Annotated in this window: 20 protein-coding genes and 1 riboswitch; of the genes, 5 read left to right on the top strand and 15 right to left on the bottom strand. The window is 57.6% G+C overall.

Annotated elements, in window-relative coordinates; translation table 11 throughout:
* Window positions 1–274: 274 nt before the first annotated feature.
* From ACOYW2_RS16140 to ACOYW2_RS16095, 10 genes are all read right to left on the bottom strand, one after another.
* Window positions 275–481 carry a hypothetical protein gene (locus ACOYW2_RS16140; RefSeq protein ID WP_482767164.1) on the bottom strand — a complete coding sequence of 69 codons (207 nt, stop codon included), beginning with the start codon at window positions 479–481 and terminating at the stop codon, window positions 275–277.
* Entirely contained in the window at window positions 465–737 is a 273-nt protein-coding gene (locus ACOYW2_RS16135) for a hypothetical protein (protein WP_482767163.1), read from the bottom strand. The genes ACOYW2_RS16140 and ACOYW2_RS16135 overlap by 17 nt, the downstream gene beginning before the upstream one ends.
* A complete protein-coding gene (locus ACOYW2_RS16130) occupies window positions 734–901 on the bottom strand; it encodes a hypothetical protein (protein WP_482419055.1) in 168 nt (55 codons plus the stop codon). Before ACOYW2_RS16130 ends, ACOYW2_RS16135 begins: the two co-directional genes overlap by 4 nt.
* Window positions 902–974: 73 nt before the next feature.
* On the bottom strand, window positions 975–1,136 hold the full coding sequence (locus ACOYW2_RS16125; protein ID WP_482767162.1) for a hypothetical protein: 162 nt from the start codon (window positions 1,134–1,136) through the stop codon (window positions 975–977).
* A gap of 363 nt (window positions 1,137–1,499) precedes the next feature.
* Window positions 1,500–2,606, bottom strand: coding sequence for a patatin-like phospholipase family protein (locus ACOYW2_RS16120; RefSeq protein WP_482767161.1), 1,107 nt, complete (start codon window positions 2,604–2,606; stop codon window positions 1,500–1,502).
* Window positions 2,607–3,176: 570 nt separating this feature from the next.
* On the bottom strand, window positions 3,177–3,944 hold the full coding sequence (locus ACOYW2_RS16115) for an ABC transporter ATP-binding protein (protein ID WP_482767160.1): 768 nt from the start codon (window positions 3,942–3,944) through the stop codon (window positions 3,177–3,179).
* On the bottom strand, window positions 3,941–4,780 hold the full coding sequence (locus ACOYW2_RS16110) for an ABC transporter permease (RefSeq protein ID WP_482767159.1): 840 nt from the start codon (window positions 4,778–4,780) through the stop codon (window positions 3,941–3,943). Before ACOYW2_RS16110 ends, ACOYW2_RS16115 begins: the two co-directional genes overlap by 4 nt.
* A 107-nt stretch (window positions 4,781–4,887) precedes the next feature.
* Window positions 4,888–6,009: a CmpA/NrtA family ABC transporter substrate-binding protein gene (locus ACOYW2_RS16105; protein ID WP_482767157.1), complete on the bottom strand. Its 1,122-nt coding sequence runs from the start codon at window positions 6,007–6,009 to the stop codon at window positions 4,888–4,890.
* Window positions 6,010–6,335: 326 nt separating this feature from the next.
* Window positions 6,336–6,683 carry a peptide chain release factor family protein gene (locus tag ACOYW2_RS16100; RefSeq protein ID WP_482767156.1) on the bottom strand — a complete coding sequence of 116 codons (348 nt, stop codon included), beginning with the start codon at window positions 6,681–6,683 and terminating at the stop codon, window positions 6,336–6,338.
* A 102-nt stretch (window positions 6,684–6,785) separates the two neighbouring features.
* The gene (locus ACOYW2_RS16095) at window positions 6,786–7,037 is read right to left on the bottom strand and encodes a hypothetical protein (RefSeq protein ID WP_482767155.1); all 252 of its coding nucleotides are present in this window, start codon (window positions 7,035–7,037) and stop codon (window positions 6,786–6,788) included.
* Between the two features lie 521 nt (window positions 7,038–7,558).
* Here ACOYW2_RS16095 and ACOYW2_RS16090 point away from each other — a divergent pair.
* The gene (locus ACOYW2_RS16090) at window positions 7,559–8,449 is read left to right on the top strand and encodes a LysR substrate-binding domain-containing protein (RefSeq protein ID WP_482767154.1); all 891 of its coding nucleotides are present in this window, start codon (window positions 7,559–7,561) and stop codon (window positions 8,447–8,449) included.
* Here ACOYW2_RS16090 and ACOYW2_RS16085 read toward each other — a convergent pair.
* Complete coding sequence (locus tag ACOYW2_RS16085) at window positions 8,421–8,714, bottom strand: hypothetical protein (protein ID WP_482767153.1); 294 nt, start codon at window positions 8,712–8,714, stop codon at window positions 8,421–8,423. The two genes, ACOYW2_RS16090 and ACOYW2_RS16085, sit on opposite strands and share 29 nt — an antisense overlap.
* 1,210 nt (window positions 8,715–9,924) lie before the next feature.
* Between ACOYW2_RS16085 and ACOYW2_RS16080 the strand changes: the two genes are divergently transcribed.
* From ACOYW2_RS16080 to ACOYW2_RS16070, 3 genes are all read left to right on the top strand, one after another.
* Window positions 9,925–16,968, top strand: coding sequence for a LamG-like jellyroll fold domain-containing protein (locus ACOYW2_RS16080; protein ID WP_482767152.1), 7,044 nt, complete (start codon window positions 9,925–9,927; stop codon window positions 16,966–16,968).
* Window positions 16,969–17,011: 43 nt separating this feature from the next.
* Window positions 17,012–18,103, top strand: a complete 1,092-nt coding sequence (locus tag ACOYW2_RS16075; RefSeq protein WP_482767151.1) for a hypothetical protein — start codon at window positions 17,012–17,014, stop codon at window positions 18,101–18,103.
* Between the two features lie 64 nt (window positions 18,104–18,167).
* Window positions 18,168–18,695 carry a hypothetical protein gene (locus ACOYW2_RS16070; protein WP_482415532.1) on the top strand — a complete coding sequence of 176 codons (528 nt, stop codon included), beginning with the start codon at window positions 18,168–18,170 and terminating at the stop codon, window positions 18,693–18,695.
* Window positions 18,696–18,779: 84 nt separating this feature from the next.
* Here ACOYW2_RS16070 and ACOYW2_RS16065 read toward each other — a convergent pair whose 3' ends face one another.
* Genes ACOYW2_RS16065 through ACOYW2_RS16055 form a run of 3 tightly spaced genes read right to left on the bottom strand, consistent with a single transcriptional unit; the run spans window position 18,780 to window position 20,935 of the window.
* Window positions 18,780–19,460 carry a 4Fe-4S binding protein gene (locus tag ACOYW2_RS16065; protein WP_482767150.1) on the bottom strand — a complete coding sequence of 227 codons (681 nt, stop codon included), beginning with the start codon at window positions 19,458–19,460 and terminating at the stop codon, window positions 18,780–18,782.
* A gap of 21 nt (window positions 19,461–19,481) precedes the next feature.
* Window positions 19,482–20,330, bottom strand: a complete 849-nt coding sequence (locus ACOYW2_RS16060; RefSeq protein WP_482767148.1) for a HoxN/HupN/NixA family nickel/cobalt transporter — start codon at window positions 20,328–20,330, stop codon at window positions 19,482–19,484.
* A gap of 5 nt (window positions 20,331–20,335) precedes the next feature.
* Complete coding sequence (locus ACOYW2_RS16055) at window positions 20,336–20,935, bottom strand: DUF1007 family protein (RefSeq protein WP_482767147.1); 600 nt, start codon at window positions 20,933–20,935, stop codon at window positions 20,336–20,338.
* Window positions 20,936–21,388: 453 nt separating this feature from the next.
* Window positions 21,389–21,585: riboswitch (cobalamin riboswitch) on the top strand.
* A 147-nt stretch (window positions 21,586–21,732) separates the two neighbouring features.
* Here ACOYW2_RS16055 and ACOYW2_RS16050 point away from each other — a divergent pair.
* Window positions 21,733–22,575, top strand: coding sequence for a helix-turn-helix domain-containing protein (locus ACOYW2_RS16050; protein WP_482767146.1), 843 nt, complete (start codon window positions 21,733–21,735; stop codon window positions 22,573–22,575).
* Window positions 22,576–22,738: 163 nt separating this feature from the next.
* Here the strand turns inward: ACOYW2_RS16050 and ACOYW2_RS16045 are convergent, their stop codons facing one another.
* Window positions 22,739–24,181, bottom strand: coding sequence for a pilus assembly protein TadG-related protein (locus ACOYW2_RS16045; RefSeq protein WP_482767145.1), 1,443 nt, complete (start codon window positions 24,179–24,181; stop codon window positions 22,739–22,741).
* Between the last annotated feature and the right edge of the window lie 375 nt (window positions 24,182–24,556).

Genomic DNA, 24,556 nt, shown 5'->3' with positions numbered 1-24,556 from the left:
GATGATGCGGTTCAATGCCTTGGATATTTTTCAGAACTGCAGGGGTAAATGAGGTGCTCTGCGTGAAGGTGGGTGAAAATTTTATAAATATTTACAAGAGTTTTTGGCGGATGTCAATGCGCTGAGGGACGACTGATGGGTGTCGGGACGTCGCTTACGGAGAGCTGATCCGTGCAAGGGCGTTGATCCTTTGGGGAGGCGGCATTGTCACGGCCCGTCCATGCCGCCTTTGCTCCCTTCAGGTACCAGGCCTGCCGGTGCCCGGCGCAGGCCTTCAGCGCCCAGGTATCCCAGCCTGTTCCATGATAACCGTGGGCAGGCCTGCCGGGTTGTTTCCGCCGTCTTCCCGCTCGACAAACCCGAAGCGTGCGTAGAGGGCCCGTGCGGCGCGCCCTTCGGGTACCGAGTCGTCAAAGGTCTGGACGACAGTGTTTTTTTCTGGGTTGAGGCGGGCCAGAGCCTTTTCAAGGAACAGCGCCAAGGCCTCTTCCCCGATGGGCCCCAGAAACGGCAAGCCATGCGACCTCGTTGGTGGCCGGGGAGATGACAACGCCTCCGGCAAGGGGGGCGTCCGTCTCCAGCCGAAGGCAAAAGGCGTTTTCGTCTTTGATGGCCTGCTTCAATGCGGCTTGGAACGAGGCGTCGTCGGCCATGGGCCCGAAGAGCGGCTCAACCTCCCGGGCCAGGGCGAGCCAAGCCCCAAGATCCGATGCGATGGCTGTGCGTACGTCGGTCATGCCTGTATCTCGCAGGCCATCTCATAATAGTGATTGGCGTTGAATTCGAATTCGTTGATGATATCGAGGCCGAGCTTTCGCGTATGCGCCGCGTGGGACCTCGGGTTGTTTTTGTTCACAAAGGTGACCAGCACCGGGTACCGTTTTGCCATGGTCTCTTTCATGAGGTGAAAGACGCTTTCCAGGACGCCCTGGCCCCTGAGGCGCTTGTCGACGCAGATGGGACCGTACTGAAAATCACCTCAGCACCCGGCCGTGGTAGGTCAGCTCGGGGAGCCCTTTGATCATGTGGGCGAACATGGGCCATACCGACCAGAATTCCCAGGAGGCCGCCATGGCGTAAGCCACCACCTCGTTCTCCTCCTTTGCAATGAACAGCCCCTGTTCCCGGGTGATCAACGCGTCCAGTTGGGCCTCGGTAAAGGGGGTGGTGACAAAGCCGTCATTTTTATCTGCCTCGTCGATGGAGTCAACCTGGTATCTGTAATGAAGGCGAAACCGTTAGCTCGATATCCGATGGGTCAGCAATCTTTACTTCCACTGTCATTCCTTCCGTTGTTGCGTGTGTCCTGTCTGGCAATCCGGACGCAGATGGCCCGGCTTATCACTGTATGGCTGTGCGGGCGACACCCTTCGGAAACAAAGGGGGGATTCGCCTGATTGAACCCGCATATTTCTTCAATACCTTAGAACCATTCATGGAATAAACCTGTTTTTTTATGAAAAAGCAAAAGGAGGTCAGGGGCCTACCCGACGTGATCGTTAGAATGTCGAAAAAAATTGATCTTGCTTTAAGTCCACGGTGGACCGTTTCCCGATGGACTCGTAGTTCTCCGAGAGCCAGGCCTCTGCAGTGGCGCGGCCCCGGTTGAACAGGTCCGTGAGGAATCCCCAGTCGCTATTGAATTTGCTGGAGACCTTCAGGTCACACAGGATCCTGTCCGCCCGTATGGAGTGCATCAGCATGTGCTTCAGGCGGCCCTTGTACTCGTCTTTGAGCCAGCCTTCCTCTATGAGCTTGGTGATAAAGGCGATGGCCCGCAGCTCTTTGAGCAGGGAGGCGTTGAAGGTGATTTCGTTCAGGCGATCCGTGATGTCGCTGGCGTCTGTGGGGAGTTCTTCCCGGTCCATGGGGTTGATGTGGATGATCACCACGTCCCGGGTGTCGGTGTGGTAAAACAGGGGGAAAATTGCCGGGTTGCCCATGTAGCCGCCGTCCCAGTAGTGATCGCCGTTGATCTTTACGGCCTGGAACAGCTGGGGCAGGCAGGCCGAGGCCATGACCACATCCAGGGTGATCTCGTCTGTGGTAAATATCCGGACTTTTCCGCTCCTGACCCTGGTGGTGCTGATGAACAGCCTGGTCTCCTGGCAGCGGTTCAGTACCTGGAAGTCCACGGCTTTGTCGAGGATATCCCGCAGGGGGTTGATGTTCATGGGGTTGAACTGGTAGGGAGAAAAGGCCCGGGTCATGAGCTCGAACATGTTGAATGAAAACGAGGTGTCCATGTTCCAGGTGCCGCTCCATGCCTCCCAGGGGGCCTGTTGCATCGGGCTCATGATGCGGGCGGTGTCGCTGATGGTTTTCCAGAAGTCGTACAGCGCCTGCCTGGCGCCGTCGTCCCCGCCGACCATGTTGCCGTAGGCATACACCACAGCATTCATGGCCCCTGCGCTTGTTCCGCACAACCCGTCGATTCTCAATCGTCCGTCCTCAATGATCCGATCCATGACGCCCCACGTGAACGCGCCGTGGGCTCCGCCACCCTGAAGGGCCAGGTTGATGGTTTTTTCATGGCTGCCATTTTTTTCCGGGATCGGGCATCCGCAGTCGTCACTGGCGGGGGGCTTGTTTTCCGGCCTGCTCATAGGGGCTCCTTATTTTTTGAAAGAGGCAAGGGATGGCCTTGCCCAGCGGCAATGACGTCTTCGTGTGGTTCACGAGCGGTTTTTTGGCGATGAGTCCGTAGGAGATGTGGTGACAGTGTGTTGATAAATGGGTGTGGTGTATTCTTGTATTTAATTTAACATGTTACTCGAAGCGTTCTCAACGCCTGCGAAAAAAAACCTTTCCGCTGTTTCAATGGATTGCCCGAAGGATGAGCAAACCGAGAGTTACATTTTGTGTCTTTGAACTATCTAATTATTCAGAGGGTAACTGCTTGTAATGATTTCCTATAAGTGCGTAGTTATTAGGGCCGGTGCAAAGGGTTTTACCGAAAAGAAAGAGACCTTTGAACTGCCTGAGCCCGCAAACACCTCTGGAGGATAAGCACTCCTCCTCGGAACGCCCCAAGACGAACAAAAAAAGCCGCACCCTTTGAGAAAAAGGGTGCGGCTTTTTTTGTGATGATTCAGGCGATACCGGTGACGGTTCTCAACCAGCTTTCAATGTGGCACACCTTGCCGCCGGAGGTATGTCGCTTAATTCTTGACCTCTTATCGCTCGGGCTCCAGCTCTTTGAGGATATGGTCCGTCAGCTCTCCGAATCGGGGCATGGAGCGGCGCCGTGGGCGCTCTAAGTCCACGTCCAGTGTGTTTCGAATCCTTCCCGGGCTTCCGGTCATGATCACGATGCGATCGGCCAGGAAGACCGCTTCGTCCACGCTGTGGGTCACCAGGACAATGGTTTTGCGGGTCATCTCCCAGACATTGAGCAGCTCCTGCTGCAGGAGGATGCGGGTGTGGGCGTCCAGGGCGCCGAAGGGTTCGTCCATGAACAACAGGTCCGGGTTGGTGGCCAGGGCCCGGGCAATGGCCACCCGCTGCTTCATGCCCCCGGACAGCTCATGGGGGTAGGCACCGGCAAAGGGTGTCATGCCCACCATGTCAAGGAACTCCATGGCCCTGCCGTGGCGGGTCTCCTTGTCCGCACCGGCAAACCTTAATCCCGACGCCACGTTGTCCCGGGCCGTGAGCCAGGGAAACAGGGAGTATTCCTGGAACACGAGGCCGATGTGTTCACACGGTTTGATGACAGGGGCGCCGCGGTAGTGCACCGTGCCTTCGGTGGCCTTTTCAAGGCCCGAGGCGATGCGCAGGATGGTGGACTTGCCGCACCCCGAAGGCCCCACAATGCAGGTAAACGAGTGCTCCTCCATGGCCAGGTTGACGTCGGTGACCGCCGTGACGGTTTCTCCGCGCCTCGTGGTAAAGGTTTTGGACAGGTTCTCTATGGTGACGATGTTCTGTGGTGCGTGGGTCATGGGTTGGACTGCCTTTGCCAGCTGAATTTTTGCGTTTCAATGCGGTGAAAAAGCCTGTCCATCAGGGCCCCCACAACGCCGATGGAGACCATGCCCGCGATGACGATATCGGTTGCGGCCAGGGTAAAGGCGTGGGTGATCATGTAGCCGATGCCGGACAGGGAGCCCGGGAGCATCTCTGCGGACACAAGGCACATCCACGCGATGCCCAGGCCAATGCGCATCCCGGTGATGATGGACGGCATGGCAGCCGGAAGGAGCACCCGGGTAAACACCTGGGCCTCGCTTGCCCCCAGCACCCGGGCCGAGTCGATGAGGGTGGGGTTGACATGCCGTACCCCGTGGATGGTGGAGGTGAGGATGGGGAAAAATGCTCCGATGGCGATGATGAAGAGCATGGCAAAGGTGATGTTGTTCAGGGTCACAAAGAGCTGGCCTGTCTCTACTCCCGTGAGGGTGGCCAGGCTGGAGACGCCGAACCACGCCATGACCAGGGGGACCCAGGCCAGAGGAGGGATGGGCCGGAAGAGGTTTAAGAACCCGTTGAAAAATCGAAAGGCAAAGGCGTAGTACCCCATGACAATGCCTAAGGGCACGGCGATGAGGGCCGCCGCCGAGTACCCGATGAGCACGCGTGTGAGGCTCACCAGGACGTTGTCTATCAGAGAACCCATGCTGATGAGGTCATGGGTGGGGTGGGCCAGAAGCCCCGCCACCTGGTCCATGCCCGGCAGGATGACCTGGTTGGCGATGCGCTGGGAGAGAAAGGCCCAGGCCAGGGCAAAGAGGGTTGGGGCCAGAAAGGGCAGGGAAAGGGATATGACGTTTTTTTTCATGTTGATTCCAGACATCTCACCAAGGGCCGTGGTGCTGTTTTTTGAGCTGAATCGTTACAGGCCTTGTCCCAAAAAGCGGGGAACAAGGCCTGTGGCAACCCGAATGCTTACTTTTTGACAAAGGAAAAGTCATAGAGGAGGGGCGTTGCGCTCTTTAAATCCTCCCCTTTGAGCACGCCGCGGAATTTGTTCATGCGGTTGAGCATGGCAAGGAAGACATCTTCGCCTTTGAGCCAGTTTTCCGTGGGATCCGTGGTGTAGATGATGGACGATTTTTCAACGGCCTTGGCGGGCACGCCGATCCATTTTGCTGAAATCTGGGCGGTTTCAACCTTCTCGGCATTGCACCAGGTGGCGGAGGCTGCCAGGAGGTCTGTCATGGCCTGGACCACGGCGGGGTGGGATTTGATGAGGCTGTCGCTTGCGCCCAGGGCGCAGCAGGGAAAGTCCGTCCACTGGCCTTTCGGGGGCAGGTCCCTTGAGTTGAGGGCAACATGACCGACCTTACGGAACTCTGCGACGGCAGGATGGGGGGCAGGGCCAACCCAGCAGTCCACCTGACCGCTCACAAGGGCGGGGATGAGGTTGGCCGTGGACTTCAGGTCCACCATGAGGATGTCCGCGTCGATGTCGTTGGGGTTGCCCGTGGTGGTGAAGCCCGCCTCCCGAAGAGCTCCTTCAAAGACGATGCGGGGCGCGCTGGTGGGGGAGTGGTAGCCGATTTTAAAGGGCACCTTGGAGGCCTTGATGGCAGCAGCCACCTCGTCGTACCCGCTGATGGTGCTTCCCTTGGGAAAGACCATGCTCAGGCCGTCCACATGCAGGGGGCAGAGCATCTTGACCTTGGTGCCTTTGTCGATGCCGCTCATGAAGGCTGTGCTTGAGGCAAGGCCCAGATCCAGGCGGTTCATGGCAAAGAGGGTGGATGTCTCGGATCCGTTTTTGGAGACAATGAAGTTGATGACGGCAAGGGGGGTGCCGTCGGCGGCCATGAGTTTGTATTTTTGCTTGGGCACCATGGGGGCAAGGTATGCACCGCATTCTTTGAAGGCATCTCCCCTGTCGGCGGCAACCATGAGGGGGGTGTGGTGCGTGGTGAAGATGTATCCCATGTAAAGGCTCGGGATCTTTTTGGGGGCCGCGTAGGCTGCGGATGCCAGGCACAGGGCCACGATCAGGGTGGTCATGGCTGTTCTGGCAAGGGTTCGTGCAAGGGGACGGGTGTTCATCGGTATGCCTCCGGTCATGGTGCTTTGGTCCTTGTCTCACATGGATAAAGCGGGGTGTTTGTTTTTTCGGGCTCTACTGCCCCTTTGGGCGCATGCGAGACAGCTGAACCCGCTTTCGGACTGGGGAACGGTGGGGTTGCTGCACGTGGTTTTCAAGGGGAATTGCCCGTGGAATGGGAAGGAAAATAGGAAACTCGGGAAGGGAAGTCAAAATGCTTATATTGATGTTCTGTTGAAAACCGATAGAAATTTTCAATGATGATGCGGTGAAGGGGGCTGCTTTGACGGGAGCCGCCGGGAGGGGAGTGAACCTCGGGGTTACGGTATCAGGGGGTGGTCTTGGAGCGGCTGCGACGTTTTCGTCTCTGTTTCTGGCGCCTGATTTTTTCGGCTGCCGCATCAACCCGTGATGTGCCGTTGAGGGTCTCGTCGATTTTATCCACAAGGAGCCTGAGCCCCAGGAACCGGTTGAGGGTTTGGGACCGTTTGGCACCGTATTTGACGATGATCCCCGTGGGACGGTGCTTCAGGTGAACGCAGGAGGCCACCTTGTTGAGGCGTTGCCCGCCCCGGCCCGATGAGCGGATGAAGGTCTCTTCGATGTCTCCGGGTTTGATCCCCAGGGCGTCCATCCTTGCCTTCAATTCTTTGAGTTTTTTATCTCCCGGCCCCATGGTGTCCTGTGCGTATCTGGCGTTGTGGTGTGGGGGTGCCTTTTCCGTACCGTTTACGGGGCACCCCTTCTTCAGTCCGTGACCGCGCCCAAAGGTACCTCGTTACAGAGCGCCTTCCACAACGGCGCCGACTCCCTTGATTTTGGCAATGGATCCATTGCCGGGGCAGGCCACGGTGAGGTTGCCGTCCCGGTCCACGGCAATGCCCGTGGGCCTGCTCAGCCCTTCGGCCACCAGGGTTTTTGTTCCGTTGGGGCAGATGCACTGGATGGTGCCGTGGGAGCCTTCGCAGCATACAGCTTTGCCGTCTTTGACGGCAGACCCGGTGGGTCCGCAGCGGCAGGGACTGTGCAAAGTTATTCGGGTACATCAGGATCACCTGGCCGTTTTCCGGGGTCGGCGATATAGAGGTTTCCGCGCGCGTCGCACTGGCGACGGGGGACGGGGGGGCCTGGACCGCTTGGTAAAGGAGATCTTCGCAGCCGATGCCCGTGGGGCCGGAGACGTGTCATCGGCACGGCAGGCCGTGGAGAAGGACGTCAAGGCAACGGCAAGTCCCAGGAGAAAACAGCAACGTGTGGCAGTGTGTGAATAGCTCATCTTTGTCTTCCTCGTTTCATGGTCTTGCCCGGATACTTCACGAGTCGAGTGTTTCCATCGTCAAGGCGTAAGAGCTTCAGATGTCGCGTTTTATCTCATCGCCAGGATTCGATGGTTTTCTCATGAAAGGTCCAGGTTGGGTTGCTTCCTTACATACAATGTGGTGTATTGATACGTCTAATATATGTTTGTGTGGTGATTCATATGAATTTCAAATCGATCTTCCCTTGAGGCAACCTCTCTCGGTTTCAATGGGAGCGAAGGAGCAATTTTGTATGGAACTGAGGCAACTGAAATACTTTCTGGCTGTGGCCGAGGAGCTGCATTTCGGCAACGCGGCCCGTCGCATGAATATCTCGCAACCCCCCTTGTCCCAGCAGGTCAAGCAGCTGGAAGAAGAGCTCGGGGCAAAGTTGTTTGAGAGGACGAGTCGGTCGGTGGCCCTGACCCCGGAAGGTACTTTTTTCAAGGAGGAGGCAAGAGCTATCCTGGAAAGGCTGGAGCGGGCAGGCGATACCGTGCGGGCCATGGCCCGTGGTGAGGAGGGGGCGCTCTCCATCGGCTTTGTGGTGATCATCAACCAGAGCCTGTTGCCGGAGGTGATCCTGGACTTTCAGCAACGGTTTCCGAAGGTTCGGCTGGACCTCAAGGAGATGACCACTTCCTGCCAGCTGGAGTCGGTAAGGAACGGGAGTCTGGATATCGGGTTTATCCGGTACCACAATCAGGACCTGAGCGGGCTCTGCAAGAAAACATACATCAAGGAAAACTATGTTCTGGCCCTCTCGGACCGGCATCCCCTGGCCAGGCGATCAAAGATCAGCCTGGGGGAGCTCACCGACGAGCCCCTGGTCATGTTCAAGCGAGACAACCTGCCGGCCCTGTATGACGAGATCGTTCAAACGTTTACCCGGGCCGGGATGAGGCCCCGCATGGTGCAGGAGACCAACCGGCGCCTTACGGCCATTGCCCTTGTGGCCGCAGGCATGGGGGTGAGCCCGGTGCCGGAGTCCACCCGTCGCCTGGGGCGCGAAGGGGTGACCTACCTCCCCATCGTGGAGTCCTTACCGGAGATTGAGGTGGCGGCGGTCTGGGCAGACAAGGGGGGCACCAGTGTTCTGGACTCTTTTGTGGCGGTTATGGAGTCGCATCGCCACCGGGTCTGAAGGTGGCCCAGCCACCAACGGTGCCCGCCGCAAAGAGGCCTCCCACGGTTAGGGCGGCCGCGGACATGACCACGAACCTTGGCGCGATGGGGATGGAGGTCACCACAACCCCTGCAATGACGAGAACCTCGGGAATGAGAACAAGGCCCCTGAGGATATAGATTCCGCTGATGATGATCAGCATCTGACGCAACCAGGGCAGGCGTCTGACGGTTCCGGCCCCGGACAGGGCGTAGAGCCCGAACAGGATCAGGAATCCGCTCACGAAAAAACTCGTTCCTATCAAGGCGGTTCTATTGCCCACAAGGGTCTCCGGGGCTCCGAAATAGAGGCTGATACCGGATATTTCACGAGTCGAGTGCACCCATATTCAAGGCATCAGAGCTGCAGATGTAGTGGTTTACCTCAAGGCTCTGATAACGCAGAAGATGGGTGCACTCGGCTCGCCCGAAGGGTGAGAAAATCGAGCAGACAACCGTGAAGTATCTTTTGTGTTTTTGAACTGTCTGAATCTCTAACAGTAAGAGCCTGTAATGATGATTAACGGCTTCGGTTTGGCCGTTTTCTCATGAAATATCCGGTAGAGGGAGGGGGAGAGGGATAGCCCTGCTTGAAAAATCGCCAGTGCAAACTGGAAGATACCCGATGCAAGCAAGATCTTCTGTGTCGTTGTCATGGATGCGGCTCCCTGTGGTGTTTTTTTGCTTGGCTCTCCTTGATGAAGGCAGGAGAGTCATTTTTTTATGTGCTCATAAAACTAACATGTTAACTCAGTATGGGACAATGGTGTGTCCTGAATAGTTAACTTTCTTATTGCTTGACCTTCAGATGTCAGGGATTTGCCGGATTTGTTGTTTTTGCGGGATGTTCCTTCATGGGTGATAGCTGCTGCCGATGCCCGACGGGTCCTGTGAGTATTCCAGAAATATAACGTGAATGACGCATTTGATTTCTGTCTGCGATTAATGATTGATTCGTTAAATAATCTATGTTAGTGCTTACGAGAAATAGTTAAGTTCGCTTCAATGTCCTGTGATGCTTTTTATGTCCAACCTGTTTAAATGCTGCTTTATCTATTGCAGCGCTGGGGCGCTCGGTGTCCCCTGTTTCGCGGATAACATGTCTGATGCGAAATTCTCCGCGAGCCTTAATGAACCCTGCGGTTTTATATCCCGGATTAAGATAAAAAACCTCCCGGCAGACTTTCCTGATGCCTTGCCATGAAGGCTCCTCGCCCCGGTACGATAGGGGCGGGGGGCTGCCGGTGGCGGGTCGGTCCCTGTCGCCCACGGTGGTACTTACGGGATGAAATTCATTGTTCTACAGTGCGAAATACCCCAAAAAATAATCTGTTCGCGAAATTCGCCGATGCGTGGGGCATGGTGGCGGCCGCTGCCCTGCGCCGACACGCGCCGGGACTGTTGCGACGCACACCCACAACCCAACGTCGGACTCTTTCTATGGAGGGCAAAGGCATGGCGGTTTATTTCAAGAATCTTGTCACGTTGTCGTACTTGGGCCGGGTCGTGGTTTTTGGAAACAGGAACACGACGGATGAGAGCTCCAAGGAGATCTTTTTCAACGTCCTGGACCTGCAGACCACCTCTGAAAACGACGCCTTTGACTGGACCGGCTTCAAGCCAGTCGTGTTCACCAAACAGCTTCGGCCCGCCGGCATGAGCCTGATCACCCTGGACGAATCCGAGTCCCTGTCCATTTCGCCTGCCGAGGCCCCTTTTCGCGTGGTCTCCGACGAGAAGTACATCTCCATTTTTCGCCAGTCCACCTACGGCACCCTTTACGTGAACCGGTTTACCCTGGTGAGTAGCCCGTCGCGGCGGGACCCCGACGTCACGGAGTTCTCCCTCCAGCCAGCTTGGGAGGTGCGTTTTGAAAAGAGCGGCAAGGAGGATGTGCCCGCCAACGAAAAAGACATCCAGGCGTATCTGGACCCCGAGGGCAAGCCCTTCCTTGAGCCCACCATCGAGCTGAGCATGGTGACGGACATGACCGCAGGGGAGTTTGACGTCTCTCTGTTGCCCGTGATGAATTCGGATCGGTTCTGCTGGCAGTTTACCGTGCTCAACAACACCTCCAAAAAAATCGACCTTTACAACATTCCCGCCGATGGAAACAACCTCTTTGACCTCACCGGGAAAACCGTGGGCACCGACAACAAGCTGCACCCGGACAAGAGCTTTTCGGTGAAGGTGACAAACGGGTCGGATGTCTCCTTTGATGTGACAGGCGCTCCGGCCGCCTCTTTTTACACCAAGCAGGAGAAGGTGGTGGGCCCCGAAGGGGAGACCTCTTCCGTTAAGCGCTCCGGCCGGTTCATGATGGCCTTTGCAGGGACCCACGGAGGCACGGTCTCCACGGCCCTGGTGGATTCTGCGGTGTCGGCGGCCGGGACCCTGGCCGATATCCCGGACGAGCTGACGGCCTCCCTCATCAGCGAGGCCAACTACACCCTTGCTTTCAGCGACATTGCACGGGTGGGGCTTGCTTCTCCTTCGCCCAACCCCTTGGAGATCAGGGGGGCGTTTCAGTTCAACACCTGGATCTACCCCAAGGCCGCCACCGCGGGAAAGCAGTTTATCATCGGGAGCATCGACGACAGCGCCGAGGCATCCTCCGCCCCCTACCTCGCCCTGGTGGACGGGGCGCGGCTGGAGGTGGGGTTCGGTGACGGCACGAAGCGCATCTCCTGCCAGACCCTTCAGCCCCTGGTGTCGGTCAACAACTGGTTCCATGTGGAGGTGACCTACAGTGGCAAGGGGGCCAACCCTTTTACCCTGACGATTAACAGCAGCGGGGCCCCTTTAAGCGATGTCACCGCCGATGCCGAGCCCTCGGGCACGGCCCTTTCATCCATCGGCGCCCAGGGAAGCGGCTTTGTGGGGCTCATCGACAGGACTGTCGTTTCCGTGGGCGGAAGCGAGGTCTGCTCTTTTGAGTTCAACGAGGTCGACTACGGGCAGTCGCCGCCGGTGACGCCCAACAGCACCTCGGGTTCCACGGTGAAAGGCGAGGTGTACGGTGCCACCCTGGAACCGTCCAACAGCCCGCTGGGCACGAACACCACCGGGGAGCTGGTCATCGACAAGGACAACCTGAGCATCTACGCCGGGGTGGCGGATTTTCTGACCCCGGCATCGTCTCCCTATCTCATGGAGGGCTCAGACGGCCTGGTACACCTCTACTATGCCGACCACGACACCGATGAGTTTGCCGTGGCGCACTACGCCCTGGACACCTCCCGGGCCTCCTTTTACGCCAACTGGGCCGCGGACGCCGCCCATGACAGTCAGGAGGGCCTGGTCACCTTCATGGCCGTGCGGCCGGGCTCCTACGTGAACAGCGCCACGATTTCTGTTGCCAACTCCTTTTCCACGGCACACTGCGATGTCACCATGACCCATACCGTGTCAGGTACCACCGAGACCTGGAAAGGGGTCCCGAGGTCCCTGGACCGCCTGGTGGCGGTCTTTGCAGGGGATGCCTCGGGGTCGCCCAACGACAGCACTTTAAGCTCGGGGGCCACGGTGTTTTTTGATTACGCGGGCCTTTATCCCGGCGTCTGGGCTCCTTCGGACAATGCGAGTTCCCCGGAGCACTTTGTCTTTATGACCCGTTTTGAAAGCGGGCTGCCCCTGGGCTCGGTGGAGATCCTCGACAACGCCTCGGCTGTCCCGGGCACGGTGAACGTTAACCTCACCATCAACCCCGATCACTGGGCCGCAAATCCCTCGGGGAGCCAGTCCATCACCCAGGCCTGGACCGCAGTGCCCGTGGGGGCCAGGCAGTTCGTGGACGTGATGAACGGCAGCGCCTCCTCCTACGACTACAGCGATGCCGGTTTTTCCAACTGCGACGTCAAGTACCTGGATGCCAGCCTGAGCCTGAGGGCCGAAGCCTCGAACCTTTTGACCGTGTTTGTCCAGAAGAGCCACATCAGCGATTTTGCGGTGCAAATCGCCGGGACAGGCCAGGCCGACTGCGACATGACCGTCACGGCCGGTGGGGCAAGCTATGCGTTTCCAGGGATCAGCCGGGACCAAAACGAGATGGCGCTCCTGCTCAACGGCCAGGGGGAGGCAGGCCACTATCCCGACGGGTACCTGGCCAACGTGGCACCCTGGGTCATGGCCGTCACCGACGGGCTGCTGGCCCACGTGTCCAATCAGGACAGCAAGGCCCCCACCGAGAACATCCTGGCCGGGGCCATGCTCTTTGCCCAGTTTTTCACCGGAAACATCGACTCCGAATCCCGGGTCGTTCCCCTTGCCCAGACCACTGCCACCATTCAGCAGCAGGGCAAAAGCCAGAAAGGCTCAGATGTAACGGTGCTCTCCGAGGGCTCCGGGCTTTTTGCCGCCGTGGCCGACACCACACCCACCAACGGCGCCGTGGCCGTGGTGAAAAACACCGCCCAGGCCCCGGCCCTTACCCAGGGGACCGACGGCGGATGGATCAAAGAGCCCAACCGCTTTGCCCTGGAGGTCAACAAAACAACCTCGTCCCCCAATTACGTCTCCTTTGATGTCTCCAGGGGGCACATGCCCAGCGAGGTGCTGGCCATTGACGGCGATGTCACCCTGGAGGCCTGGGGCCGTCCTGTTCCCCCCACGGGCGGGGAGACCATTTCAAAGCTGCTGAGCTACCATGTGCACGGCAACGTGGACAACCCGGACAAGGACTTTCAGTACATGATGGGCTACGAGAACTGGTATGTGCCGAGTTTCCGGGCCAGCACCACGGTCTACTCCTCCATCATCCTCAACGAGGGCACGCCCAACGACATCACCCTCCACGGTTTTGTCCGCATCGATTCGTCGGCCCGGGACGACGGCGACCTCTTCGGCATGACCACCAACCAGCTGGTGAAGGAGTACCTGCGGGTCTATTCGGATACCTCCGGCAGCCTGAGCGTCTCCTTTGCCGGAACAAAAAGGATCTCCGGGTCGGCCCCCACCGACACCTGGACGGCCGTGGGCATGACCCTGCGCACCGTCAGCGACACCGAGGTGGAAATCATCCTCTATGTGGACGGGAAAAACCAGGGTTCGGCCACGGTGACCCAGAATTTCACGGATTCCCTGGGTACGCTCTACGGAGGCGGGTACCTGGACACCGGCATGCAGATGAAGATCAATCAGCTCGCCCTCTGGCCCCGGGCCCTGGATCCCATCTCCATGGAGCGCCTGGCCGAAAGCGGGGTCTCCCAGGTAGTGAACCCGCCCCTGGTCTGCCTGAACTTAAACGACGGCCTGGACACCATGGTGGCCAGCAACTCCAGTTACCTGGGCTCCGAATACAACGGCACCTACCAGAATCTGGACAACTCCTCCTGGAGCCAGGACGGGGGGCTCTTCATGAGCCCCTTTGCGGCCAACGATCAGGAGGCCCTGGTGGCAAAGGACACCGGCAGCAAGGCCTGGACCCATTCGGCCTTTGTCTTCCGTCAGGGCTTCTGCCTTGAGATGATCGACGAAAACTACGTGGATTGCGGCGGCGACTCCAGCCTGAAGATCGTTGAAAAAGGGGCCATGGAAGCCTGGGTGAAACCGGCTGAAGAGGCGGGGATCTATCGGATCATCGCCTCCAAGAACGGAAGCTACACTCTGGGGCTTTACCCCGACGGCACTGCCTTTTTCGAGCTCTCCATTGAGTCGGGGGATGCCGCTCACACCCTCACCGTCAAGGCCTCTTCAGCCATCGCGGGCGGGCAGACCGGTTACCTGACGGCCACCGCCGAGATTCGGAGTATCGATCAGGAGTACGTGGACGGTCAGCCGGCCAAACCCCAGAAATACGGGGTCTACCTTGATCTCTACGTGGACGGCGCCCTGTCCGGTTCCTTTAAAAAAGAGGACTTCGACAAGCCGGTCCAGACCAGGGAGTCCGACGAGCACCTCTACCTGTGCGGTTCCCCCAAGCTTAACCAGATCTACCATGGCAAGATCGGTGAGGTGCGGTTCTGGAACCGGGTGCTGGAGGCCGATGAGATTCAACAGGCCTTTCTTACCCACCGTCCGCCCGTTAATTCCGACGGCCTGATCTCTTACTGGCGTTTCTCCGAGATGAAGGGGCAGACGGCCTTTGACAGCAAGGACGTCAACAACGCCACCATCACCAGCGGGGAGCTGTGGCAGCTCTTCCCGGAGATCGCCACCACCGTCTTTTACGTGGACGGGGGCGAGTCCAACGTGGAGCACGTGCCCGTGGCGGACCTGGGCGGCTACGGCGACCAGGGCACCTTCACCCTGGGGACCTCCCTGGTGAGCAATGCGTCCCGGTACCCCCTGAAGGGGGGCATGGACGAGGTGAGGATCTGGAAGGCCCAGCTCACAGGGGAGCAGATCTCCGACAACATGAACCGGACCCTCTCCGGCGCGGAGACGAACCTGGCCGCCTACTGGCGCTTTGACAGCGGGTCGGGCCTGGAGGTGGGGGACCGCACCGGCCGCGGCAACACCGGCACCTTTGTTCCGGCAGATGTTGCCACGGGCCCGGCCTGGATTGCTTCGGACGCTCCCATCAGCAATGAGGCGCCCGTGGTCTACAATGCCCTGAACGGCATCAAGACCCTGGCCCTGGCCCGCATCACGGGGCAGCCCTCGGTGATTGAGTACAGCGATCTCCAGGTCAACGCCTACGGCGATGTGTTCAGCGTCATGAAACGGGCCTATATTTATGAGGACAAAGGAAGCGGCCAGCAGGTGCTCTACACCGGGTTCAAGGTGGGGGATCTGGACACCATCTACATCGGCCAGGTGCAGACCAAGCCCTCGGTCATCGGATTCATCGAAGGAGCGCCCCCGCTGCCCAGCGAGAACCAGACCTTCCCGTATTGGAACTATCCCGCCTCGGATAACAGCAACTATGCCGGGGCCACCTCCGTGGATATGACCGAGGCCAGCGAGGTGGAGTACAGCTTTTCCGCATCCCAGAACGACGGCTCCCGTCTGACCTTCGGAAGTAAGCTGGGCATCATCAGCGAAGGGGATGTGAAGAGTTCGGTGGGCCTGGGCGTGGAGGCGGAGACCACCCTGTTCGAATACGGGATCTCCGGGGGCGGCAAGCACAGTTTTGAACTGGCCAACTCCACGATCCAGGAGAGTTCCCTGAAGAACCGGACCTCCATCAGCAAGATCAGCGCCTTCCGGCCCGGGGGCTCCTGGGAGAGCATCTCCGATATGGTCAACGATGCCGTGGGGCTCCGGTTTATCACGGACAACGCCGGGGTGGCCATCGTCAAGTCCGGCACCGCGGACCTTTACATGCTGGCCATTAAGGGGACCCGCACCCCTGTGCGGTACAGCGTGGTGCCCAACGAAGACATCCCCGAGGACATGAACCTCATCCCCTTTCCCATCAACAACCGCTACATCAAGCAGGGCACCCTGGACGGCAAGATCGGCCTGGAAAACGATCCGGACTACCCGGACGCCAACCTGGTCCGGGGCAGTTACTTCAAGCCTGTGGAGGCGTACTCCCTCAAGCGCAAGATCGAGCGCAAGGAAAAAGAGCTGGAGGGCTACTACGAGCAGTTCGCAACAGACGGCGGCATGACCATCGAGGACTTTACGGCCAAGATCAAGGACAACCCGGCCTTTGACTGGTCCCGCAAGATCTCCAACCGCAATATCGTCAACACCTACGTCTGGTCGTCCAGCGGGGCCACCTACGCAGAGCAGACCTCGGTGATGGATACCTATTCGGAGACCTTCTCCGGGGTGGAGCTGGTGGACAACGGGGGCGGGCTTTTTGTGGAGACCAAGATCAACAAGCCCATCGGTCCCTTGGCCGAGTTTGACCTGATGTTCAGCGTCAGCCTCGAAAAGACGGCCACCAAGGCCAAGGAGGCGTCCCAATCCTTTGACCTGAGCTGCTCGGCCAACGCGGAAAGCACCCTGGTGGCTCCCATCGTGAGCGAGCAGGGCGGCAACCCCCACCTCGACGGCATGACCACCGAGCTGGCACCGGGCAAGGTGGACGGCTACCGGTACCTCGCCTTCTACCTCACCCCGTCCGAGGAAAATTTCCAGACCCTCTTTTCTACGGTGATGGATCCTAACTGGCTCCACAACAGCGTGGATGCCAACGCCGTGGCCCTGAGGCAGGCGTCGGTGGCCGAAAACGGCTGCTGGCGCATTTTGTATCGGGTGACCTTTGTGAGCCGGATCCCGGCGAAATTCCAGCCCGTGAAGTCCGAGACCCAGCCTCCCAACATCGATCCCCCGGCCAACCTGGATTTCAACGTGTGGCTGACGCAGATCGTGGAAAAGCTCGTGGACACGGACACGCCCACCCCCGAAGAGATCGGCAGCGCCGTGGCCCAGACCCTGGGCACGGACTCTTCGAATGTCGGTGTGCTGGGGGCTGTTTTGCCCTGGTGGACGGCGTTTCTTACCGCCGCGGAGACCTACGGCTCCAAGGAGTACAAGGCCTTGCTCACCCTGAGGGAGGACCTGTTGCGCTACATGATCGAGAAGTACGAAGCAGACCAATTGTGATGTGGGGTTTACCCCACCAACAGACAACCAAGGAGGCGTCAAAATGGCAGACTCAACATGGGATGGCTTGCTCCTGAGAACCTCATTGTCCGACGACGGGAGCCTGCCCAGGAAAGTGACCTCGAGTTCCCCGGACGTGATCTGCTCGGGTTCCGTTCCCCCGGAGAATCCCGATCAGTACGTGGACCCGGCCAATTACAGCAACGGGTACTCCAATAAGATTTTTAACAACGTGAGCAACTACTTCTACATCCGGGCAAAGAACATCAGCAGCACAGCCCAGGAGAAGTTCCTGCACGCCTACTGGGCCCAGAGCAACCTGATCCTGCTGCCGTCCATCTGGAAGGACAACTACATGCGCACCTCCTCCAACGCGGACGGGGTGAAGGTCAAGGCGGAGAACAAGGGCGATATCGTGGCCAACACCGAAGACGCTTTTCGCTGGGAACCCACCACGCCGGACCCCGATACCCACTATTGCATCGTGGCCCAGGCGTCGGACTCCATCGACCCTTCCGTGGGCGTTCCGGAGGATAACTTCGAGAGCGCCGCGGCCTGGTCCGACTGGCTGGCCCAGAGGGGAAACTGGGCCTGGCGAAACACGGTCTACGTGGCTTCAGACAGCCCGGACCTCACCCAGACCACAGGCCACAAGATCCAGATCCCCGGAGACCCCGTGGATCCTCCGCACCTGTACAACCTGTACATCAAGTGCACCAACGTGCCCGTGGGATGGTCCTTCCAGTTTACCAGCGGCACGGTCATCGAGTTGCCCCCTGGCTACGAAAACCCTGTGGACACCCTCACAAAGCCCAAAGCCGATGTGACCAACCCCAACGACAACATCGGGGGGCACTGGTACCTGCCCGCCCAGTTCATGACCAATATTTCCGTGAGCGTGTGGTTCAACGGTATCCCCCCCAACTCCGACACCAAGTGGCAGCTGAAGATCAACGAGGTTACCGACGACGACACCCTGAGCCTCTACACAACGGCCCTGCCCATTATGATGCATGACGAGCCCCACCCCAAGGTCCTGGAGTGGCTGGCCCACAACGAGCTTCACGCCACGTCCCGGGACATTCCCATCGGCAAGGAAGTGGAGTGCGGCAACATCAACTTTGACCTGATTTAACGACAGGCACGGCCATGGGCATGCCATGACTCTTTCGACCCTATAACACGCAAAGGAGAAGGCCATGAATACCATAGACGCAACCATCAGGTTCAAGGGGATCGATGTGGTCGCCGGGGCCACGGGAAGTTTCTTCAGTCTGGCCGGTAAGCAGACGGCAAGCTACGCAGCCGTGACATCGGTTGCCCCGGATGAAAACGGGGATGTGGCCATTGATATCGCAGCGCAGGTCAGTGACGCCCCGGATTTTCAGGCCCACTACGCCTACAGCCAGCTCTCGGCTCCGGAAAACCTGGTTTTCAAAGTTGTGTTCAGCGGGGAGTACCCCATGGACGGGGAGTTCCAGATCGCGAGCAGCAATTTCGACGGATTCAACGTCAACCGGGGGCCCGTGGAGAACAAGGAGCTCAACGCCAGCACCACGGCGACCTTTGACACGGATCTGGATTTTTGTATCTGGCTCGGGGACCTGCCTATCTCGGGTACGGCAAGCGTCTCCCTTAAGTTCTACAAAATCGTGAGCGACCCCAGCGGCATTGACAAGCAGGTCAAGATCGCCGAGAGCGTCCTGACGTTGAACAACAAGACATGATGCCCTCCCTCGGGGCCGGTTGTTTACGGCCCTGTGCATAAAAAACACCTCTTCGGGCATGGGCCCGGGGAGGTGTTTTTTTGTTTAGTCCGTCCGGGGGAATGAAAGGGGCATGGGCCGTGTTGACTCGACCAGGGAGATGGCCCCGACGGGGCAGGTGGTGACGCAGAGGCCGCAGCCTGTGCAGGCATCGGGATGAAATACCACCTGATCGTTCTCAAAAATACGGGCTCCGAACACGCATCGGTCCACACACTCCCCGCAGTGAACGCAATCGTTCATCTGCGTGACAGCGACATAGTCTGAGTGGGCGATGAGTTCCTTTCGCCCGGAGTCGCGAATGATCTGCAGCTCATGGCAGCAACACGGGCAGCAGCTGCACAGGGCATACAGCGCATGGTCCGGCCTGTACAGGGCCAGGTGAACGAGGCCGCATCGGTTGGCGTGTTTCAGGATTTCCTTGGCTTCAGAAAACTCAACACGGCGGGCTTCCCCTTTTTCAATGCATGCCTCGGCCATTTCGTCGAAGAGCAGGCAGACCTCAAGGGGGTTGTTACACCGTTTGTATCGGACCCTGCATTCGCACGCCTGAACCGCTACGACTCTTGCCGTGCGCACGATCTCCGTTACCTGCTCTGTGGGGAGCACCCACTGTTTTTCCTGAACCGATTCGGAGACGGGAATCACCCGTGATGAGTGAGAGATCCTGCGTGCCTTGAGCCATTTGTCATAGGTTGCGAGGCGTTTCGAGAGATAAGAGTCCATGGGCTCTGCTCCCCATCAGGGTTAAAGCCCGGTGAGCATCAAGGCCCCGAGGGCTGTGAGCGCCGTGCCGGAGACGGCGGTGAGGATTCCCGGGAGGCGTCTGGGCCGTGCTGAGGTGGTCTTCAGTCCGGCGTTTTTTCCTGCCACCACAAGGATCACGGCGGCGGAGATGGTGGCGGCCATGCCCAGGGTGATACCAAAGGCCATGAGGATGCCCAGGTGGGTGAGGTGAAGGCCCATGGCAAGGAGCATGACCGTGACGACACCTGGGCAGGGGACCATGCCGAAGGCAACAGCGGCCAGAAGGCCCCCGGCTTTTGGGGCACTTTCCTGATGGAGCTTGGGCCGTGCCGCTTCGTAGATGCCGGAGAGCAGGAGAAAGAGCCCCAGGAGGATGACAAGGGTAAAGCTCACCTGGCTGGTGAGCCGGGTGGCGTCTTTGAGGCCGGTGGTCATGCGGATTTCAAGGAACCATTTGATGCACAGCACGGTGAGGATCCCGGAGAGGCCGTGGCTGAAGGCGACGATGTTGCCGAAAAGGACCCCGTCTTTGGCTTTGCGGTTTCCGTGGAGCATGTAGGCGGTGGCAACAGCCTTTCCGTGGCCCGGACCGGCTGCGTGGATGGCTCCGTAGAGGATGGCAAGTCCCAAAAGCGGTGCCAGGGCAAAGAGGTCGGGGGCGGCGGCAAAGGATTTCAGGGTGGCGGCCATCTCGTTTCTCATCTGGAACTGGATGAGGATGAGCTTGTGCATGAGGCGTGCCCCAAGGCCCGGCGCAGTATCCGGGGGGCCGAAGGCGTGGGCCGCAAGGGGGCTTAAAAGAACCCATGTGAAGAGGGCAGGGGCTGCAGAGCGGATGCGTGGTGTCATGGGTGTTACTCCTTACCGGAGATGGAAACAACGGCTTCGATGGGGTGAAGCATGCCGAAGTAGTATGATTCTTCCGTGTTCTCCCTCAAGGTGAACCCCATGCCCTGGGGCACATCCCCGGAGAAGGTGAGGGGGGCGTCTTCTGAGAGAAAGAGGGCCGAGTAGTTGGTGGGATCGTACTGACTTAGCCGCAAAGGCTCTCCCTTTTCAGGCTGCGGGGAAATGGGGATTGAAAAGCGATACACCACGATGCCGTCCTGGGCCTCGCAGTTGAAAGAGGCAATGGTGACGGCGTGATTTTTGGTTCCGCTGTGGGTGATGAAGGTGAAGTAGTGTTGCTCGGAGAGGTAATCAAAGGCCTCGGATTTAAGCGTGTTCAGCTCTTTGGGGGAGAAGGTCCCGTCGCCGTTGGTGTCGTAGTCTTCCAGAATCATCGCTGAAAAGCCGTCGTCAAAGGCCCAGTCTACATCCAGGCGAACCGGTTGCTTTGCCTCGAAGCAAAGGGTCATCCGGCTGGTGATAAAAACATGGGGGTGAGCCCCTGGAAAGGACAACGGGGCAAGGGTAAAGATAAGGGCCAGGGCAAATACTAAGGGAATGCGCATGAAGACGGTTCCTGCGTGTTAAAGGTTACTTCGAATCGTTTCGGTTCTATATAAAGTGGGTGGAACAGGGAGCGCAAGGGAAAAAGGGCGGTGGGCCGAGTTCGTCGATCCCGGGTTTTTCGCCGGAGACTTTCGCCGTAAACATTTGTGGTTAACGGATGTTGCCGTGAGCCGTCCCCTGGGGACGGCTGCCTTCGTTGGAAAACAAAGGGTGATACTTGCCGGTAACGCGCATATTGTCCTGTGTTTGTCGAAATTTATCTTTGACCCGTGTGCCGCTTTTCTCCTTGACAAATCAACGGCGGGGTCATTATAACTTCATTTACTCAGGTGATGAAATAGATTGCCTGGTACGATACACGCCCTGCGGATGAGATGTTTCCCGCATGCATCAGTGGTGGGCTCCCGATGTCATTTCTTTACGCTGCATAAATATAGATTGATACAACCTAAAAATTTGTTTGACGTTCAGGTTCCCCGGTCTCGTGATGTCCCGAGACCCGGGCTAAGAGGGAATCCCGTGAAAATCGGGAACGGTCCCGCCGCTGTAACTCCTGCAAACCTTTCAACGCGTTGTGCCACTGGGTCAAACCGGGAAGGCCGTTGAAAGGGGGGGAAGTCAGAAGACCTGCCTGGATGTATCGGCACGGAAAGGAATGATCCATGATCGTTCCGAAGGCCTCGAGGAAGGTCTTGTGCAGAGTGTGAGTCTGTGGTGAGGATGAAAACGGTTCCCCATATCGATGCATGCATCGGTATGGGGTTTTTTTATGGGATTTCTTGAAGCAGGTAGCACGATGAATGAACGAGAGTTGTTGAAACGGCACCTGCCCTTCGGCAGGCTTTCTCCTGAGGCCCTTGATCGCGTGGTCTCGGCGTTTCAGTCCTATCGGTTTGCCGAGAAGGAGAAACTGGTTGTGCAGGATGAAGTGGCGACCTGGGTTGGCTTTGTGGTGTCCGGGAGCATTGAGCTTCGCATCAAGCGGTTTACCGGAGGGGATCTCTCCTTTGGGTCCCTTCGGCGCGGGGATTTTTTCGGGCTGATGTCCTTTGAACCCAAGGGGATGTCCATTGCCAGCGCCGTGGGTGCCATTCCCGGGGTTGTGCTCATGGCCAGGCGCGAGGCCTTTCATCAGATGCTGGAGACGTTTCCGGCATTGAAAACCTATTTTTACAAGATGTCCCTGGACAGGGTCTGGACCGCCTACCAGAGCCTTTACCAGGGAAAAGCCGCCGAAGGCCCCGGTCCTTCCATGCCGGGGTGCGCCGCCCTGGAGGTCCAAAAATCCATCGATTTCATCGACCGAAATTTCATGAATCCCATCACCCTGGAGGAGGCCGCCAAGGCCAACGGCATGAGCAAGTTTCATTTTTCGCGGATTTTTAAGGACAAGACAGGAATGTCCTTTAAAGAGTACCTCAACATGCGGCGAATCCATGTGGCGAAAAAACTGTTCATGGCGGACAACCTCAACGTGTCGGAGGCCTGCTACCAGGTAGGCTTCAACGATCAATCCTATTTTTGCAGGGTGTTCCGCAAGCTCGAAGGCTATACCCCGTCGGAGTTCAAAAAAATATGCACCGGGCAGTTTCCTGCCCGGAAACGGGGGGAATCCCATGCCAAGGTGGTGTCGGGGTGAATGCCGGGAAGGGACTGACTTGAATGATAAGGGCAAGTAAGAGGTCTCGGTTGGCCCGGAGACTCCAGGCGTGCTTATGTCGATGGCATATGGAAGGCTGCTATGTCTTGACCATGGTGCATAAATGCACCCTACGGGCCGTGGTTTTTTGCATTGGCTGGGGTTAATGGACCTTATCGTCGGATAGCTCAAGGCGGCCGTGCATGAGAAGGGCCGCACTGCAGGGGGGGCCGAAGGTGCCGTTGATATAGTTCTTTTCTGATGAGAATATGCCAGAAGTGTGCCCTCTGAACAGAATCTGCCCCTGTGCAATGATATTCAAAAAGTTTTCATGGGTGGCAACTCCATTCCAACTTGTGTCAACGTACTTAACAGAAAAGTTTTTTTCTGTTCGGAACACAACCCCTTTATACCCATCAAGAAAAATGCGGCTTGAACTGCCGCATTCAGGCGATCCGATATCTTTTCTACAATATATGTATGCGCTGTCATGGCCGTTTCCTCCCATGGTGAAATCAAGGGCATTTCCCCTTGCGTCAAAGTCAATTTTAAGCTCAGAGGCAACAGTAAAATTATAGGCATCGTAATCGTTGTCGCTACACGTTGCGAAAAGAAACAAAGTCGCCTCATCATCAGCGTTTTCAGCACTGAAATAGTATATTTGGCCATTATGGTCTCCACGATGGAGGCCGAATACATAATCAGTTTTATTATCAAGCCCATGGCGGTAGAGGGTATTGCCGTGTTCGACAGGTATTTCTGACTTACAATCATAATCTCCGTCAATTTCAGGCCATTGATCTACGGTGTACACGATGCCGTTGGCTCTAAAATAGTCCCAGTCAATGGGGCGAACATCCAGAACTGGTCGTGCTCCCTGGAGCCCTGAGCGGCAGTTGACGATTTTTCTTCCTGCGGTGACGAGGGTGTTACCGGTTATCTCCACCGGCCTGATGAATGCAACATCTCCGTTTGCATGAACGCTTCCCATGTTTCTGAATATAAGCTGATTTCTGCGAAAATTGTCTTGGCTTCGAATGTCCGATATTTGGTTCTCCCCGTGGGCCAGGATACCGAAACGCCGCCGAAACGCCACGGAAGCCACGTGGACGTCGACATTTTTTTTCTTTTCCAACTCTCCCATAAGAAGGGATTCTCTGACAGTCAGGGACACTTTGACGGCGTTGACGTACTCGTCGGCGGGAAAATCGGGTTCTCCTTCGGCTGCAAATTCTTTGTAGACGAGAAAATCATCGTAGGCGTCGTTCTCATCGTAGTATCCCCGTGTGATCTCCACCTCGTAATTTTGCGGGAAGTCCTCATCAATGGCAGGATCCTCCACGGCTTCTTTTCCCGGAAACAGATTCTGGACAAGGACCTTGCGGGCACGGGTTTCGGGGTCTCCGTCACAGAGGTGAAGGGCCCCAGCCATGGCGGCGGTGTCCACGCAGTTCTGGAGGGTTCGTTTTTCGCTGAAGAGATAGCCGGATTCGATGACAAGGGCGAGCATCATCAACAGGGCTGTCATGAAAAAAGCCACCACAAGGACGATGGAGCCTTGCTCGTGTTTTTTGGGGGGGCTTGTCTTGATTGCTTTTTTTACCATATGCACGGTTCTTTCAAACAAACGTCGGCCTTGCCCGGATATTTCACGAGTCGAGTGCACCCATGTTCAAGGCATCAGAGCTGCAGATGTAGTGGTTTACCTCAAAGCTCTGAAAACGCAGAAGATGGGTGCTCTCGGCTCGCCCGAAGGGTGAGAATAGATAGGCGAACGTCGATTTACATTTTGCATTTTCAAAATAGCCGACATTTTTATTATATCCATCAGAAATCATGACATTTTACATTTGGATGGTTGTTTTCTCATGAAATATCCGGGCTTGATGCTCGTTTGGGCGATGGGTGTATTGGCATCACCCTACGAAAACCCTTGTCCCTTGGAGCGCCGCACTCCTGTGCGGCACGGGTAACGACGGAC

The organism is Desulfoluna sp. CLI2B (assembly GCF_056847375.1).
Note: the sequence above shows the minus strand (reverse complement) of the source record. Positions and strands in the feature narration are given on the sequence as shown.

Bases quoted from the DNA above. Each gene is read 5' to 3' on its own strand.
- ACOYW2_RS16135 (WP_482767163.1), bottom strand. From the start codon at position 737: ATGACCGACGTACGCACAGCCATCGCATCGGATCTTGGGGCTTGGCTC.
- ACOYW2_RS16130 (WP_482419055.1), bottom strand. From the start codon at position 901: ATGAAAGAGACCATGGCAAAACGGTACCCGGTGCTGGTCACCTTTGTG.
- ACOYW2_RS16120 (WP_482767161.1), bottom strand. From the start codon at position 2,606: ATGAGCAGGCCGGAAAACAAGCCCCCCGCCAGTGACGACTGCGGATGC.
- ACOYW2_RS16115 (WP_482767160.1), bottom strand. From the start codon at position 3,944: ATGACCCACGCACCACAGAACATCGTCACCATAGAGAACCTGTCCAAA.
- ACOYW2_RS16110 (WP_482767159.1), bottom strand. From the start codon at position 4,780: ATGAAAAAAAACGTCATATCCCTTTCCCTGCCCTTTCTGGCCCCAACC.
- ACOYW2_RS16105 (WP_482767157.1), bottom strand. From the start codon at position 6,009: ATGAACACCCGTCCCCTTGCACGAACCCTTGCCAGAACAGCCATGACC.
- ACOYW2_RS16100 (WP_482767156.1), bottom strand. From the start codon at position 6,683: ATGGGGCCGGGAGATAAAAAACTCAAAGAATTGAAGGCAAGGATGGAC.
- ACOYW2_RS16090 (WP_482767154.1), top strand. From the start codon at position 7,559: ATGGAACTGAGGCAACTGAAATACTTTCTGGCTGTGGCCGAGGAGCTG.
- ACOYW2_RS16080 (WP_482767152.1), top strand. From the start codon at position 9,925: ATGGCGGTTTATTTCAAGAATCTTGTCACGTTGTCGTACTTGGGCCGG.
- ACOYW2_RS16075 (WP_482767151.1), top strand. From the start codon at position 17,012: ATGGCAGACTCAACATGGGATGGCTTGCTCCTGAGAACCTCATTGTCC.
- ACOYW2_RS16070 (WP_482415532.1), top strand. From the start codon at position 18,168: ATGAATACCATAGACGCAACCATCAGGTTCAAGGGGATCGATGTGGTC.
- ACOYW2_RS16065 (WP_482767150.1), bottom strand. From the start codon at position 19,460: ATGGACTCTTATCTCTCGAAACGCCTCGCAACCTATGACAAATGGCTC.
- ACOYW2_RS16060 (WP_482767148.1), bottom strand. From the start codon at position 20,330: ATGACACCACGCATCCGCTCTGCAGCCCCTGCCCTCTTCACATGGGTT.
- ACOYW2_RS16055 (WP_482767147.1), bottom strand. From the start codon at position 20,935: ATGCGCATTCCCTTAGTATTTGCCCTGGCCCTTATCTTTACCCTTGCC.
- ACOYW2_RS16050 (WP_482767146.1), top strand. From the start codon at position 21,733: ATGAATGAACGAGAGTTGTTGAAACGGCACCTGCCCTTCGGCAGGCTT.
- ACOYW2_RS16045 (WP_482767145.1), bottom strand. From the start codon at position 24,181: ATGGTAAAAAAAGCAATCAAGACAAGCCCCCCCAAAAAACACGAGCAA.